13 protein-coding genes are annotated in these 14,829 nt (G+C 73.7%); 3 read left to right on the forward strand and 10 right to left on the reverse strand.

From position 1 onward, the window contains the following. The first annotated feature begins 14 nt into the window (after positions 1-14). On the forward strand, positions 15-734 hold the full coding sequence (locus HN013_RS08820) for an ABC transporter permease subunit (RefSeq protein WP_171164916.1): 720 nt from the start codon (positions 15-17) through the stop codon (positions 732-734). A 210-nt stretch (positions 735-944) separates the two neighbouring features. On the opposite strand, the gene HN013_RS08825 is transcribed toward HN013_RS08820, so the two are convergent. The 5 genes from HN013_RS08825 to HN013_RS08845 form a co-directional block, all read right to left on the reverse strand. Then, positions 945-1,871: an aminoglycoside phosphotransferase family protein gene (locus HN013_RS08825; RefSeq protein ID WP_171164840.1), complete on the reverse strand. Its 927-nt coding sequence runs from the start codon at positions 1,869-1,871 to the stop codon at positions 945-947. A 50-nt stretch (positions 1,872-1,921) separates the two neighbouring features. Further along, positions 1,922-3,184, reverse strand: a complete 1,263-nt coding sequence (locus HN013_RS08830; RefSeq protein WP_171164841.1) for an MFS transporter — start codon at positions 3,182-3,184, stop codon at positions 1,922-1,924. 55 nt (positions 3,185-3,239) lie between these two features. Continuing rightward, positions 3,240-3,950, reverse strand: a complete 711-nt coding sequence (locus tag HN013_RS08835) for a FadR/GntR family transcriptional regulator (RefSeq protein ID WP_171164843.1) — start codon at positions 3,948-3,950, stop codon at positions 3,240-3,242. 110 nt (positions 3,951-4,060) lie between these two features. After that, positions 4,061-6,799, reverse strand: a complete 2,739-nt coding sequence (locus HN013_RS08840; protein WP_171164845.1) for a helix-turn-helix transcriptional regulator — start codon at positions 6,797-6,799, stop codon at positions 4,061-4,063. A 41-nt stretch (positions 6,800-6,840) separates the two neighbouring features. Next, complete coding sequence (locus tag HN013_RS08845) at positions 6,841-7,413, reverse strand: NADPH-dependent FMN reductase (protein ID WP_171164847.1); 573 nt, start codon at positions 7,411-7,413, stop codon at positions 6,841-6,843. A 270-nt stretch (positions 7,414-7,683) separates the two neighbouring features. On the opposite strand from HN013_RS08845, the gene HN013_RS08850 reads away from it, so the two are divergent. Then, positions 7,684-9,213, forward strand: a complete 1,530-nt coding sequence (locus HN013_RS08850) for an MFS transporter (RefSeq protein ID WP_171164849.1) — start codon at positions 7,684-7,686, stop codon at positions 9,211-9,213. An 85-nt stretch (positions 9,214-9,298) separates the two neighbouring features. On the opposite strand, the gene HN013_RS08855 is transcribed toward HN013_RS08850, so the two are convergent. Together HN013_RS08855 and HN013_RS08860 are read right to left on the reverse strand one after the other, a co-directional pair. After that, positions 9,299-9,571 (reverse strand): hypothetical protein, encoded by a 273-nt coding sequence (locus HN013_RS08855; protein WP_171164851.1) that lies wholly within the window; start codon positions 9,569-9,571, stop codon positions 9,299-9,301. Continuing rightward, complete coding sequence (locus tag HN013_RS08860; RefSeq protein WP_171164917.1) at positions 9,568-9,921, reverse strand: DUF6247 family protein; 354 nt, start codon at positions 9,919-9,921, stop codon at positions 9,568-9,570. The genes HN013_RS08855 and HN013_RS08860 overlap by 4 nt, the downstream gene beginning before the upstream one ends. A gap of 322 nt (positions 9,922-10,243) precedes the next feature. Here HN013_RS08860 and HN013_RS08865 point away from each other — a divergent pair, with 322 nt between their 5' ends. Further along, positions 10,244-10,987, forward strand: coding sequence for a rhomboid-like protein (locus tag HN013_RS08865; RefSeq protein WP_249374840.1), 744 nt, complete (start codon positions 10,244-10,246; stop codon positions 10,985-10,987). 52 nt (positions 10,988-11,039) lie between these two features. Here the strand turns inward: HN013_RS08865 and HN013_RS08870 are convergent, their stop codons facing one another. From HN013_RS08870 to pheA, 3 genes are all read right to left on the reverse strand, one after another. Beyond that, positions 11,040-11,846: an HAD family hydrolase gene (locus HN013_RS08870; RefSeq protein WP_171164853.1), complete on the reverse strand. Its 807-nt coding sequence runs from the start codon at positions 11,844-11,846 to the stop codon at positions 11,040-11,042. After that, the gene (serS, locus tag HN013_RS08875; RefSeq protein WP_171164854.1) at positions 11,843-13,120 is read right to left on the reverse strand and encodes a serine--tRNA ligase; all 1,278 of its coding nucleotides are present in this window, start codon (positions 13,118-13,120) and stop codon (positions 11,843-11,845) included. Before serS ends, HN013_RS08870 begins: the two co-directional genes overlap by 4 nt. A gap of 667 nt (positions 13,121-13,787) precedes the next feature. Beyond that, positions 13,788-14,729 (reverse strand): prephenate dehydratase, encoded by a 942-nt coding sequence (gene pheA / locus HN013_RS08880; protein ID WP_171164920.1) that lies wholly within the window; start codon positions 14,727-14,729, stop codon positions 13,788-13,790. Positions 14,730-14,829 lie beyond the last annotated feature (100 nt).

Below are 14,829 nucleotides of genomic sequence, written 5' to 3' on the forward strand. Positions count from 1 at the left end.
AACCCATGCACCGCATCTACCACCCCACGGTCGCCCGGCTCACCTACCGGGGGCTCCTCGGCCGCCGCAGGGCCGCCGTCCTCTTTACGCTGCCAGCCCTGCTGCTGGTCATCGCCGTGGCGGTCCGCCTGCTCACCGGTGCCGACGACGACACGGCCGGCGAGGTCCTGGGCGGGTTCGCGCTCGCCACCATGGTCCCGCTGATCGGTGTCATCGCCGGGACGGGCGCCATCGGCCCCGAGATCGACGACGGCTCGGTCGTCTACCTCCTCGCCAAGCCGGTCAAGCGCCCGACGATCATCTTCACCAAACTGCTCGTCGCGACCGGGGTCACCGTCGTCTTCTCGGCCGTCCCCACGCTCATCGCCGGCCTGGTGCTGAACGGCAACAGCCAGCAGATCGCCGTCGCCTACACCGTCGCGGCGGCCGTCGCCTCCGTGACCTACAGCGCCGTCTTCCTGCTGCTCGGCACGGTCACCCGGCATGCCGTGGTCGCCGGGCTGGTCTACGCGCTGATCTGGGAGTCGCTGTTCGGCAATCTGGTGGCGGGGGCGCGGACGCTGAGTGTGCAGCAGTGGGCTCTGTCGCTGGCGGAGCGGATCGCTGCGCCGGGGGCGGTGTCATCGGATGTGGGGTTGCCGGTGGCGGTGGTGTTGATGGTGGGGGTGACGGTGGGGGCTACCTGGTACGCGGGGGAGAAGCTGCGGAAGCTGACGCTGGCGGGGGAGGAGTGACCCCAGCCCCGCCCTTTCACCGTTTCCGCGGGGAGGGCCCCGCGCCCCCGGGTGCGCGCGCCTGCGGCGCGCGTCCTCAAACGCCGGACGGGCTGACTTCAGCCCGTCCGGCGTTTGAGGACAGTGCGCGCAGCGCGCTTCGGGGGTGCGGGGGCGCAGCCCCTGCAAGAAACGGTGAAAGGGAGGGACCGGGGCACACAAACCGTCACCTCAGACGTACCGCCTCAACGCCCGCGCCACCGCCATCTGCTCCTCCTCGAGCCGCGACTCCCCGTCCTCGACGGACCACAGCGAGTTCTGCAGAGCACGAGCCAGCGTCCAGCGCGCCGCCCGCCCCCGATCGAGGCCCAGCACCTCGGTCATCAGGTCGAACCGTCGGCGCACCGCCCGTTCCACGTCGCCCGTCGCCACAGCGTCGGACCAGCGGTTGTCGAGCGCCGGCATGAGGTCGAAGCCCGGGTCGCCGACGAGCGGCACGGGGTCGATGGCGAGCCAGGGGCCGCGCGGGGGGCCGGGCAGCGGGGCGAGGACGTTCTCGTAGTGGAGGTCCCAGTGCAGCAGCCGGTCGCCGGGCTCGCCGAGGACCTCGCGGACGGCGGCGGCGCAGTCGGTCAGCAGCCGGCGCTCGTCCGCGTCGGGCAGGGCGGTCAGGGCCTGCGGCACGTCGTCCAGCATGGCGGCCGCCACCTGCCCCAGGTGCCGCAGCCCGGTGGGCGCGGGCGCGGTGTGCAGCCGGGCGAGGAGCCCGGTCAGGGACAGCAGAGCGGTCTCGACGTCCGGTACGGAGTCCAACGAGCGCGTGGCGTCGAGCCGTTCGAGCAGCAGGGTGCCCGTTGCGGGGTCGTGGTCGAGGAGCCGGACGGCGCCGGAGCCGTTCCAGGCGCGCAGTGCCAGGGGCTCGCCGGCCCGCTCCTCGTCCACCGGCTGGAGCTTCAGGGCCGCCGGGGTGCCGTCCTCCCGCAGCACGGGGAGGACGAGCGCCACGAAGCCATGGGCAGGATCGCCGTCGGGCCTCAGGTTCCAGCGGTCCAGGAAGCCGGCCGCCAGGTCCGGCAGCCCCGCGATCCACTCGGCGGCGTTCTCCGGGTTGTGCCGGCTGTGGTGGTCGGCCAGCTGCGGGGGCACGGTGATCGGCACGGCGGCGTTCTCCTCACGGGGTGGACACGGTCTCACCCACCCCCAACGTCTCAGATCTTCCGATCGCGCCCGGCGCCGAGTCCCAGGAACACCAGGGCCAGACAGGCGGCGAGGAGCACGCAGACCGGCAACGTCCAGCCGTCCGTGGCCTGGTGGACCGCGCCGACGGCGAACGGGCCGACGGAGGCGAGGAGATAGCCCCAGGTCTGTGCCATGCCGGACAGCCGGGCCGCGGTGTGCGCGTCGCGGCTGCGCAGCACCATCAGGGTCAGCGCCAGCCCCAGGGTGCCGCCCTGGGCGACGCCCATCATCGTGGCCCATGCCCAGGCGCCCGCCACGGGGGCGAGCAGCAGGCCGGTCGTGCCACCGGCCATCAGGAGGACGACGCCGACGGCCAGCAGCCGCTGGTCGCGCATCCGCCCGGCGAGGACGGGCACGGCGAACGAACCGGCCATCTGCACCAGGGTGTAGAAGGCGTAGACGAGGCCCGCCTCGCTCTTGGTCATGCCGTTGTCGGTGAAGACGGTCGGCATCCAGGCGATGCACACATACGCGATCAGCGACTGGGTGCCCATGAGCAGGGTGACCTGCCAGGCCAGCGGCGAGCGCAGCAGGTTCGGCCCCTCGGGGGCGGGCCGTCCGCCCGCGGGGACGGCGTGGCGGTGGCCGCCGCGCCGGGCGATCAGCGCCTGGGGGATCCAGACGGCGACGGCGATCGCGGCGAGCAGCGCCCAGGAGGCGAGCGAGCCCTGCCAGCCGCCGAGGGCGTTCTCGAGCGGGACCGCGCAGGCGGCCGAGACGGTGGCGCCGAGGATCATCGCCGTCGAGTAGAGGGCGGTCATGCTCGCGGCCCGGTCGGGGAAGTCCCGCTTGATCAGGCCGGGCATGAGGACGTTGAGGAAGGCGATCGCGGTGCCCACCAGTGCGCTGCCCACGAAGAGCGAGGCCACCGGGGGCGCGACGCGCACGAGGATGCCGCCGCAGAGCAGGACAAGGGCGGCGCACAGCACCGCCTCGGTGCCGAAGCGCCGGGCGAGCTTCGGCGCGGCGATCGAACCGAGGCCCATGAAGACCAGCGGAATGGTCGTGACCAGGCTGCTCGCGGTCGCGTTCAGTCCGAAGTGGTCGTTGACCTCCCCGACGAGCGGGGAGACACCCGCGAGCGCGGCCCGCATATTGAGCGAGGCGAGGACGATGCCCGCGAGGACCAGCGCGGGGTGGGCGCGCAGGGCGCGGACGGCGGTGGGGGCCGGGGCCGCGGACGAGGGTTCCTCGGCGGCTATGAGAGGTGTTTCGGACCTCGCTTCCGACATGGGGATGCCTTTCCAGGTGGTGCTCAGAGAGGAGTGAGAGGGGGGAGGCCGTCCGTCACCGCTCGGCGAGCAGTGCCTCGACCGCCTGCTTCGGGCGTTCGAGCAGGGCCCGCGCGGCGCGGTGGGCCGCGTCGGGGTCGCCGGAGGCGATGGCCACCATGAGGGCGTGGTGGTCGCCGTGGATGATGCGCGGCATGTCCCGGTCGCCGAGCGCCGTGACCAGCGCCTCGCGCACGGAGCTGCTGAACCAGGTGTAGGTCGCGGTCAGCGCGGTGTTGTGCGCGGCCTCCACGACGGCCTTGTGGAACTCGATGTCGTGGTGCGCGTACAGCTCCAGGCTGCCGGAGTCCGGCTGGCCGTCGGCGTCCTCCAGCTCCGCCTGGGCGTTCAGGGCGGCGCGCATCCGGTCCAGGTCGGCGGGTTCGTGGCGGACCGCGGCGAGCCGGGCGGCCTCGGCCTCCAGCGCGATCCGCAGTTCGAGGACGTCGCGCACCCCGGCGCGCTGCACCCCGCGCATGATCTCGGCCGGGTCGGCGGTGGAGACCACGAAGGTGCCCTCGCCCTGCCGGGAGCGCAGCATCCCGGCGTGCACGAGGACGCGGACGGCCTCGCGGACCGTGTTGCGCCCCACCTGGAGCTGCTCGGCGAGGGCGTGCTCGGTGGGGATGCGCTCCCCCACCCGCCACTCACCGGCGGCCACCTGCCCGCGCAGTTGCTCCACGACGGTGTCCACGAGGGACTGGCGTCCCGCTGCCCGTAGTGCCATGGGGTCGAACCTCCGGCTGCCCGCGTCTTCCGCTTCACCGGATCTCCCGGTTGCCCAGTCATCCTACAACCTGCCCGGGAAGGCTCCGGCTGGAGCCAGTGGAGCCGCCCTCAGATCATCAGCCGCGCCAGCTCCGTCCGCGAGGTGATGCCGAGCTTCGGGTAGACGTTGGACAGGTGGTACCCCGCCGTCCGAGGGCTGATGAAGAGCCGGGCGCCGATGTCCCGGTTGCTGAGCCCCTGCGCGGCGAGGCGTGCCACCTGGAACTCCTGCGGGGTGAGCCGGTCGAGCGGACCGGCCGCGGCGCCGGACGTGACGACGCTCTCGCCGGTGGCCCGGAGCTCGGTGCGGGCCCGTTCCGCCCACGGCACCGCCCCGAGCCGCTCGAAGGTCTCCAGCGCGGACCGCAGCCGGAGCCGCGCGTCCGACGTCTGCCGAAGGCGCCGCAGGTGCTCGCCGTACAGCAGCTCGGTGCGGGCCCGGTCGAACGTGGAGCCCCCGCCCTCGTGGTGGAGGCGGAGGGACCGGGCGAAGTGTTCGCCGGCGCGCGCGTCGTCCGCGAGCAGGGCCCGGCAGCGCTCGGTGAGCGCCTCGGCCCAGGGCCGGCGCCGGTAGGCGGCCGTGTGCCGTTCGTACCAGGCGAAGGCCGAACGGGCCCCGTCCGGCCGGTCGAGCCGTACCGCCGCCTCGACGAGGTCGGGCAGGCTGCCGATGACACCCTGCCGGTCCGGTCCCGCGGTGACGGCGGTGAGACGGTCGAACGCCGCCTCGGTCCGCCCGAGCCCCAGGTCGAGGACGCTGAGCGCGCCCGCCGCGTGCACGGTGCCGGGGGCCACGCCGCGGGCCAGCGCCTCGGCGGTCAGCTCGCGGCAGCCCTCGTCGTCGCCCCGGACGGCGGCGAGGTGGGCGAGGACGGTGGCCAGGTGGACGCGGACGCGGGACTGCCCCGTGTCGTCCGCGACGCGCATCCCGTCGGTGGCGGTGGCCAGGGCCTCGCGGTGCAGGCCGAGCAGCAGCTGCGTACGGGCGAGCAGCATCTGGACCAGGGCGAGGACGCCGATGGCGCCGGTCTCCCGGCACCGGCGCTCCAGCGAGGAGGCCAGCTCGCGGGCGGCGGCCAGGTCGCCGTTGAACATGTGCCACCAGCCGAGCCGCACGTCCTCCCGGATGTCCTCCGGCGACCCGTCGGCCGTGCCGATGAGCTGCCGCACCGCGTCGGCGGCGTCCGCCGGGCCGCCGGGGCCGGTCCGGTGCTGCCCGGCGGCGAGCCGCGCGAGCGCGGCGATCCGCGCCGCGCCGGGCAGTTCCAGCTCCGCGGCCCGGGCGGCGGTCCGGTCCAGCGCCTCCTGGTCACCGGCGTGCCAGGCGGCCTGTGCCGCCTGGAACAGCAGGGTGTCCGCGAGCTCCGGCGCGCGGCCGACGAGGTCCAGGGCGGTGGCGGCGAGCATGGCGTGGGCGTCGCGGGACCGGTCCTGTTCGTCGGTGACCTCGGCCCGGACCCGTACGGCGGCGGCGAGCGCGGCCGGGTCCGCCACGCCGTCCGACAGCGCGACGGCACCGGCCGCCAGCTCCTCGGCCCGGCACAGCTGCCCGGCGTCGGCCGCGGCCCGGGCGGCCGCCGTCAGCCGACGGCCCCGTCCGGCGGGGTCCGCAGTGAGCGCGGCGGCCCGTTCGTACGCGGCGGCGACGGCGCTCGAACTGCCGCGTGACCGGGCGCGTTCGGCGCTCTCCTCCAGCAGCCGGGCGGCTTCAGGGTCGGGCCCGGTCCCTGCGGCGGCGAGGTGCCAGGCCCGCTGGTCCGCCTGGTCGGGGCGGTCGGCGAGCACGTCCGCCAGCGCCCGGTGCACGGCGAGCCGGCGGCTCGCGGTCCCGTCCTGGTAGACGGCGGTGCGCACCAGGGGGTGCCGGAAGACGAGACGCCCGTCCGACAGGCGCAGCAGCCGGGCCCGCTCGGCGGGTTCGAGGTCGTCGAGGTCCGCGCCGAAGCGCTCCGCCGCCGCGAGGACGACGGAGAGGTCGGCGCCGCCCGCCGCGGCGGCGACGAGGAGCAGGCTCCGGGTGCGCCCGGGCAGCGCGGTGACGACCCCGGTGAAGGTGCGCAGCAGCCTGCTGTGCGTGGGCAGGGCGGCCACCCCGTACGGCGAGGCGTACCGTTGCTCCTCCCGCTGGGCCGTGGGGAGCTCCCGCAGCGCCAACGGATTTCCCGCGGCTTCCTTGAGGATGACGTCACGGGCGTGCCGCGGCAGGGAGGGCGCGTGCTCGTCCAGCAGCGAGGCGGCGGCCGCGGCGTCCAGGCCGGTCAGGCGCAGCTCCGGGATGCCGGGGGTGGGGAAGGCCGGGGCGTTCTCCTCGCGGGCGGCGATCACGACGGCGATGGGCTCGGCGCCCAGCCGGCGGGCCGCGAACAGCAGCGCGTCCGCCGATTCCCGGTCGAGCCAGTGGGCGTCGTCGACGAGGCACAGCAGCGGCTGCTCCTCGGCGAGGCCGTCGAGGAGCGTGAGCACCGCGAGGCCGACGAGGAAACGGTCGCCGCCCACCGCGGCGGGGGCCATCCCGAGCGCGGACCGCAGCGCCGCCGCCTGGGTGTCGGGGAGCCGGTCGACGCGGTCGAGGACGCCGGAGAGCATCATGTGCAGCCCCGCGAACGGCAGTTCGCCCTCGGCCTCGACTCCGAGGCCGCGCAGCACCCGCATGCCGGCCTCCCCGGCGGTGCGGGCGGCGTGGTCGAGCAGGACCGACTTGCCGATGCCGGCCTCGCCGCGGAGCACCACGGCGCCGCTGCGGCCCTCCCGCGCGTCGGAGAGGAGCCGGTCGAGCGCGGCGATTTCCGTGGTACGTCCATGGAGCATGTACCCCACAGTAATCACTGTTCAGCGGCGTACGGTCGGCGTCACGCTCCGTACGGGAGCTCCTCCCGGGCCTGCCGCAGCGCGCGGCCCCACCAGACGAGCTGGTCGAGCATGCGCTTGGCCGCGCCGCTCACGATGTCCGCGTCGTGCGGCGTCCCGTCCTGGCCGAAGCGCTCCCAGGCCATGTGGAAGCTGACGGTCTCCCGCACCGTGACGGCGTGCAGCTCGGCGAAGACCTGACGCAGGTGCTCGACGGCGCGCAGCCCGCCGCCCAGCCCGCCGTAGGAGACGAAGCCGACGGGCTTGGCCTGCCACTGCACGTAGTGCCAGTCGATCGCGGCCTTCAGGGACGCCGGGTAGGAGTGGTTGTACTCGGGCGTGACGACCACGAACGCGTCGGCGGCGGCCAGCCGGGGCGTGATCGCGGCGACCTCGGGGGTGGGCTCGCCGCACAGGACGTGCGTGATGTCGGCCTCCGCCAGGTCGATGACGTCGATGTCCACGCCGGCGTGGGCGCGGGCCTCCTCGGCGAACCAGTCGGCCACGGTGGGACCGAACCGGCCCTCGCGGGTCGAACCGACGATGACGACGAGGCGGAGCGGCGCGGCGTTCATACGGGGACTTCCTTCGTGCTCGGGAAACGCGTGCTGGGAGAGACGCCGGCGGGGCGGGGGCGTGCCCCACCGGCGTCCGCGGGCCGTCCGGTATCCGGCGGCCCGTCGGCCGTGACCGGCTGACGTCCCAAAAGCTATGGCGGCGGCTCCTGCCCCCACATCTGTCGGACGACCGGGTTCGGTGACCGGGCCGGCCGGTCAGGGACCCGGTCACCGACCCGGTCGTCCGGCAGATGTGACCCGGTCGTCCGTTTTCCTAGCGTCGGGACCATGAACGACACCGCCCCGAAGGGCTCCGCAGCTCCCCCGTCCCGCCGTGCGGCGGTGACCCTCGCCCTCGTCCTGCTCGGAATGCTCACCCTGTCCATGTCGATGTCCGGCACCACCGTGGCGCTGCCGGACATCGGCGAGGACCTCGGCGCCTCGGGCGCGAGCCTGCAGTGGGCGGTCACCGGGTACTTCCTGACGGCGTCCAGCTTCATGCTGGTCACCGGCGCGCTGGCCGACCTCTTCGGCCGCCGCCGCGTCTACCGCACCGGAGCCGCGCTGTTCACCGTGGGCCTCCTGCTGAGCGCGACGGCCACGGACGTCCTGCTCCTGGACGCGGCCCGGGCGGTCGCGGGACTCGGCGCCGCGGGGGTGATGGCGAGCGCCGGCGCGCTGCTGGCCACCACCTTCTCCGGCCCCGCCCGCACCAAGGCGTACGCGGCCCTCGGCACCACCGGCGGCATCGGCCTCGCCGCCGGACCGACGCTCTCCGGCGCCCTGGTCGGCGCCGTCGGCTGGCGCGCCGGGTTCCTGGTGTTCGCCGCGGTGGGCGCGGTGCTGCTGGCCGGTACCTTCCTCATCGCCGAATCGCGGTCGGCCGTCCGTCCGCGCCTGGACGTGCCCGGGGCCGTGACGTTCATCGTCGCGCTCGCCCTGGTGATGACGGGCGTCACCCAGGGGCCGCAGAACGGCTGGTCGCACCCGCTGGTCCTGGCCGCCTTCGGTGTCGGCGCCCTCCTGCTGGGCCTCTTCGCGGTCCTCCAGCGCCGCTCGGCGCACCCGGTCCTCGACCTGACGCTGGTGCGTGACCGCCGCTACCTGGCCTGGACGCTGGCCGGACTGACCGGTGCCGTCGGGTTCGCCGGATCGCTGACCTACCTGCCGACCTACTTCCAGGGCGTGAACGGCGTGTCGGCCGGCGAGGCCGGGACGACGATGCTGCTGCTCACCGCCCCCGTCCTGGTCGCGCCGCTGATCAGCGCGCAGCTGGTGACCCGGGGCGTGCCCGCCCGCCTGGTGATCACGGTCGCGATCGGGCTGGTCGCCGCGGGCAACGCGTGGCTGACCGTCCTCGAACCGGGCATGGGCCTCCTCCCGCTGGCCGGACCGCTGCTGACGATCGGCATCGGCACCGGACTCGCCAACGGCATCATCGACGGCCAGGCCATGAGCCTCGTCGACCCGGAACGCTCCGGTACCGCCGCCGGCTTCCTCAACACCGTGCGCGGCGGCGGGCAGGCCATGATGATCGCCGCCCTCGGCGCGGTGATGCTCAGCCTCCTCCAGGACCGCGTCGGCTCCTCCGGCCTCGCCGCCCAGATCGCCTCCGGCCACCTCGCGGGACCGGACCACGCCCACCTGGCCCAGCAGTTCACCGGTGCCTGGCACACGGCGCTGTGGGGCATCGCCGGCCTCACCGCCGCCCTCTGCGTCGCCGTGGCCGCGCTGCTCCGCGCCCCGCGCCCCGCGTCCCGGCCGGCCGCGCCGGTCACGGAGGACGCCGAGGTCCTTACCCTGGCCTCCTCGCGCTGAGGCGCCCCTGCCGGACGGCCGGCGCCGCGACGGGCCCGGGAAGGCGATCCGCCTCCCGGGCCCGCGGTCGTGTGCCGACTCCCCGCTACAGTGCGTCGAACGGGGGCACGATGCGGACGACGATGATCAGCGGATCACGTGGTGCCACCAGGAAGTAGAACCAGCCGCCGGCGGCGTCCATGCGGCGCAGGCCGCCGGGGCGGGGTCCCTTGCCGAGATCGCTGACGTCGATGCCCGTACCGGCGAGGTCGACGAGCTGGCCGGCCAGTCGTTCCACCTCCGCCACCACGTATTCGGGGATTCCGCCTGCGACATGGCCGTGGTCGGGGTCGTACTCCCAACGCCGGTCCGGGCTCACCGGGCCGGCAGACCGATGGCTGTGTGGGCTCCGTCCAGGATCCGCCCGATCTCGGAGGCAGCCATCCGTGCCTGGGCGGCGTCGCCCGACTGTGCGGTGTCTTCCCAGCGGCGGAGGTCCGCTGCGAGGTCGGGCTGGCGCTGGATGTGGACATAGACCGCCCACTGGGCGATGAAGCGCTGGAGCGGCGCCAGGTCGGAGCCCTGCCGGGACTGGTCGGCGGCTTGGTCCAGCTCCCTGGTGAAAGCCGGTAGCGCGGCAGGCGCGATCTGGCTGATGGCCTGCCGCAGCGCGGTGACCGTGGCAGGGGGCTGGGGGATGAGCGGTTGCCCGGCGGCGGAGGTGGTCACGGTTGCTCCCATGGGCGCGATTCTGATCCCGGCCTCAGCGTATCGGGCACGAGTGCGTTTCCCGCCGCTCGAACGAGTGAGGAAGAAGCGATTCGGCGACCCCTGCCCGGACCGGACCGAGGGCGTGGCCCCGATGGCCGGCCCCGTGCCGTCGACCGGGCACGAGCCGCCGTCCGGGAGCTGTTCTCCGTGACGCCCGGCGCGGGACAAGACCTGTCGGGCAGGATGCCCCCCCGTTTGCCCCGGATGGGTCACCCGGCTCGGCCTCCGCCCCCGCGGCCGCCCGCTGTCCGGCCCGCGGCCCCTCGGCTACCGTCGAATGATGGAACGGGACGAACCGGGGGCACCCGGGGGCGGCCGTCCGTCCGTTCCCGCCCGCCTGCGCCGGTACGGACGGGGGACCGTCCGGGCCGGTGACCTCGTCCGCTCCTGGGTCCGCGGCTCTCCCGGCACCCACATCTGGCTGCTCGTCATCGGCGTCACCAGTCTGGTCGTGGCGGCGGCCAGCGAGGGGCTGGAGACCTTCCTCCTCCACCGCACCAGCAGCAACATCCACCAACTGGCGAAACACCCCCTGCAGTCGCTGCTCATCAGCGGCTTCTGGATCGAGACGCCGTCGTCGTTCCTGCTCTACGCGGTCCTCTTCGAGCTGATCCACGCCAATGTGGAGCGCTGGGCCGGCACCCTGCGCTGGCTGTTCACCGTGGGCGTCGCACACGTCGCGGCGACCCTGACCAGCCAGGAGGTACTGCTCGTCGCCATCGAGCACCACGCGGCGCCGCGCGCGATGCGGCACGTGGTCGACATCGGGGTCTCGTACGGCCTGGCCGCGGGCGCGGGGCTGCTGACCTACCGGATACCTCGGCCCTGGCGCTGGTACTGGCTGGCCGCCCTGGTGCTCCTCTTCGCCACTCCGCTGGCCACCGGCGCCACGTTCACCGACGTCGGGCACGCGATCGCGGTGGCCGTGGGGCTCGCGTGCGGGCCGCTCGTGCGCGGGCGGCCGACCTGGGACGCCGCGGCCCCCGGCCGGGCCGTCCGGACGCTGCTCGGCCGGGGGCGGTGAGCCGTGGCGGCCCGGCCCGGCCGAGGAGCGTCGTCCAGTCGAGGAGCGTCGTTCAGCCGAAGAGCCGCTCGACGACGACCGCGATCCCGTCCTCGTCGTTCGAGGCGCTGATCTCGTCGGCGACGGCCTTGAGCTCCGGGTGCGCGCCGGCCATGGCCACGCCGTACCCGGCCCAGGCGAACATCGGGATGTCGTTCGGCATGTCGCCGAAGGCGATCGTGTCGGCGGCCTTCACCCCGAGCCGCCGCGCGGCCAGCGAGAGGCCGGTGGCCTTGCTCAGCCCGAGCGGCAGCAGCTCGACGATGCCGGCCCCGGCCATCGTGACGTCCACGAGCCCGCCCGCGGCGGTCCTGGCGGCCTCCGCGAGGGCGTCGTCGTCGAGCTCGGGGTGCTGGAGGTAGAGCTTGTTGAGCGGCTCGGCCCACAGCTCCGACCGGTCCGTCACCGGCACCGGCGGGCGCGGGCCCTCCAGGACGCGGTAGCCGGGCGTGATCAGCAGGTCGCCGTCGAGGCCGTCCCGGGAGGCGGCCAGGTGCAGCCGGCCGGTCTCCGCCTCGACCTTCTCCACCGCCAGCGCGGCCACCCGCCGGTCGAGGGTGACCGAGGTCAGCAGCCGGTGCTCACCGGCGTGGTAGACCTGCGCGCCCTGCCCGCACACCGCGAGCCCCCGGTAGTCCAGCGCGTCCAGTATGTGCTTGGTCCACGCCACGGGCCGGCCGGTGACGACGATGTGCGCGGCCCCGGCCGCCGCGGCCAGGCCGAGGGCGGCGCGGGTGCGCTCGGAGACGGTCTCGTCGGACCGCAGCAGCGTCCCGTCGAGGTCGGTGGCGACGAGGCGGTACGGGGGCGGTGTCGTCACTTGGCGACCGGCTCCAGGACCTCGCGCCCGCCCAGGTACGGCCGGAGCACCTCGGGCACCCGGACCGTGCCGTCGGCCTGCTGGTGGTTCTCCAGCAGCGCGACGATCGTGCGCGGCACCGCGCACAGCGTGCCGTTCAGCGTGGCGAGCGGGCGGACGTTCTTGCCGTCGCGCATCCGGACGGACAGACGGCGTGCCTGGAACTCGTCGCAGTTGGAGGTGGAGGTCAGCTCGCGGTACTTGCCCTGGGTGGGGATCCACGCCTCGCAGTCGAACTTCCGGGACGCGGAGGCGCCCAGGTCACCCGTGGCGGTGTCGATCACCTGGAAGGGCAGCTCCAGGGCGGTCAGCCACTGCTTCTCCCACTCCAGCAGCCGCGCGTGCTCCGCCTCGGCCTCCTCCGGCGCGATGTACGAGAACATCTCCACCTTGTCGAACTGGTGGACGCGGAAGATGCCCCGGGTGTCCTTGCCGTACGTGCCGGCCTCGCGGCGGAAGCAGGGCGAGAAGCCCGCGTAGCGCAGCGGCAGCTTGTCGGCCTCCAGGATCTCGTCCATGTGGTACGCCGCGAGCGGCACCTCGGACGTCCCGACCAGGTAGAAGTCGTCCTTCTCCAGGTGGTACACGTCCTGCGCGGCCTGGCCGAGGAAGCCGGTGCCCTCCATGGCGCGTGGCTTGACCAGCGCGGGGGTGAGCATCGGGGTGAAGCCGGCCGCGGTGGCCTGCGCGATGGCGGCGTTGACGAGGGCGAGCTCCAGCAGCGCGCCGACGCCGGTCAGGTAGTAGAAGCGCGAGCCCGAGACCTTGGCGCCGCGCTCGACGTCGATCGCGCCGAGCGCCTGGCCGAGCTCCAGGTGGTCCTTGGGCTCGAAGCCCTCGGCGGCGAAGTCGCGGGGGGTGCCGACGGTCTCCAGGACGACGAAATCGTCCTCGCCGCCGCGCGGTACGTCGGGGTGGACGATGTTGCCGATGCTCAGCAGGAGGCGCTGGGCCTCGGCCGCGGCCTCGTCCTGCTCGGCGTCGGCGGCCTTGACGGCGGCGGACAGCTCGCCGGCCTTCTTCAGCAGCGCGGCCTTCTCATCGCCGACGGCCTTGGGGATCAGCTTGCCGAGCGCCTTCTGCTCGGAGCGGAGTTCGTCGAAGCGGACGCCGGACGACCTGCGCCGCTCGTCGGCGGAGAGCAGTGCGTCGACGACGTCGACGTCCTCTCCACGGGCACGCTGGGAGGCGCGCACACGGTCGGGGTCCTCACGAAGCAGGCGAAGGTCAATCACCCCACCAGGCTACCGTTGACTGCTGCGATCACTCGACGCGATATTCCTCTTCGGTGGGATTTGTCCAGTTCGAGCCGTTTTCAGGTGTTTCTGAGGGTAATTACGGAAGAGTGGAAAACTCCGGGTGCACATCGGGTGAAATTGCTGATTCGCCGTGAGTCGTCGCGATTCGCCGTGAGCCGCCGCGAGCCGTCGCGAGGCGCTGTGAATCGCCGCCTAACGGCGGTGCGTCGACGAATCGGCATACGGAGTCAATGAGGGCGTCAGTTGTCCACAGGAACGAGTGGTTCCGGTTTGTTGTCCACAGGGTGTGCGTGAAATCTGTGGATGCCGGAAGTCGATCTTCCGCCCGTTTTCGTTATCGGCCATCCTTTGGTGGCTTTCTGACGTATAAACCTTGGCCGGGCACTCTTTCGGGTGGAGATTTCCCGCCCTTAAGGGTTGTTCGAGCCGTTTTGGCTGACGGGTGGGGCTGTGGCCAGGGCTGGGGGCCGGCGGGGGGAGCTGTGGACGAGGGCGTGGATTGCTAGAGAGATTTGTCGACGTTGACCGATTCGTAACCCTTGCCTGGGCCTGACTCTGTCGACTTATCCCCAGGATCGACGCACCCTGTGGATAACTCTGTGGACGGCCACCCGGGTGATCCCCCGACGGCCCGCCGATGTCCTCAGGCCCGCCCGTCCTGGCAGCGCGCCAGCCACTCCGCCGCCGCGACGAAGTCGGCGTCCGACGTCCCGGGCCGGGAGGCCGCGCCGGAAGGCCCGTCCGCCTCGCCCCCCGCCCGCGGGTACGAGCCGAGGAACCGCACGTTCGGGCAGATCCGCTTCAGCCCCATCAGGGTCTCGGCCACCCGCCGGTCGGTGATGTGCCCCTCGCAGTCGATGGAGAAGCAGTACCGCCCCATGCCCTCACCGGTCGGACGCGACTCGATCCACGTCAGGTTGACCCCGCGCGCGGAGAACTCCTGCAGCAGCTCCATCAGCGCACCGGGGTGGTCGTCGCGGAGCCACACGACCAGGGACGTCCGGTCGGCGCCGGTCCGGGCCGCGGGCCGCGCGGGCCGCCCCGCCAGCACGAACCGGGTCTCCGCGTTCTTCGCGTCGTGGATGTCGGTGACCAGCGGCTCCAGCCCGTACGTCGCGGCCGCGAACTCGCCCGCGAACGCCGCGTCGTAGCGGCCCTCCCGCACCAGCCGGGCCCCGTCGGCGTTCGACGCCGCCGACTCCCACCGCGCGTCCGGCAGGTGTGCCGCCAGCCACTTGCGTACCTGCGGCTGCGCGACCGGGTGTCCGGTCACCGTCCTGACGTCCGCCAGCCCGGTGCCCGGCCGGACGAGCAGGGCGAACGCGATCGGCAGCAGCACCTCGCGGTAGATCATCAGCGGGGCGCCGGTGGCGAGTTCGTCGAGCGTCGCGGTGACGCCGCCCTCCACCGAGTTCTCGATGGGCACCAGGGCCGCCGCGGCCTCGCCGCCGCGCACGGCGTCCAGCGCCGCCGGGACGGAGACCATGGGCACGAGCTCCCGCGTGGCCGCCTCGGGGAGCGTGCGCAGCGCGGCCTCGGTGAAGGTGCCTTCGGGACCGAGGTAGGTGTAGCGGCTGGCCGACATCACGCGATACTCCTCCGGACGGTCCGCTGCGGTGAGCGGGCTCCCGCCACGATACCGAGCACGTGGGGGGTGCCCCCGACCCTCCCCGGAGGGGGCACCC

Origin of the sequence: Streptomyces sp. I05A-00742 (assembly GCF_013055795.1) — a bacterium.
Lineage (GTDB): Bacteria > Actinomycetota > Actinomycetes > Streptomycetales > Streptomycetaceae > Streptomyces.

What these genes read in the sequence shown, in the direction of transcription:
- HN013_RS08845 (WP_171164847.1), bottom strand. Translation starts at nt 7,413, where the DNA reads ATGAACGCCGCGCCGCTCCGCCTCGTCGTCATCGTCGGTTCGACCCGC.
- HN013_RS08850 (WP_171164849.1), top strand. Translation starts at nt 7,684, where the DNA reads ATGAACGACACCGCCCCGAAGGGCTCCGCAGCTCCCCCGTCCCGCCGT.
- HN013_RS08835 (WP_171164843.1), bottom strand. Translation starts at nt 3,950, where the DNA reads ATGGCACTACGGGCAGCGGGACGCCAGTCCCTCGTGGACACCGTCGTG.
- HN013_RS08840 (WP_171164845.1), bottom strand. Translation starts at nt 6,799, where the DNA reads ATGCTCCATGGACGTACCACGGAAATCGCCGCGCTCGACCGGCTCCTC.
- pheA (WP_171164920.1), bottom strand. Translation starts at nt 14,729, where the DNA reads ATGTCGGCCAGCCGCTACACCTACCTCGGTCCCGAAGGCACCTTCACC.
- HN013_RS08865 (WP_249374840.1), top strand. Translation starts at nt 10,244, where the DNA reads ATGGAACGGGACGAACCGGGGGCACCCGGGGGCGGCCGTCCGTCCGTT.
- HN013_RS08830 (WP_171164841.1), bottom strand. Translation starts at nt 3,184, where the DNA reads ATGTCGGAAGCGAGGTCCGAAACACCTCTCATAGCCGCCGAGGAACCC.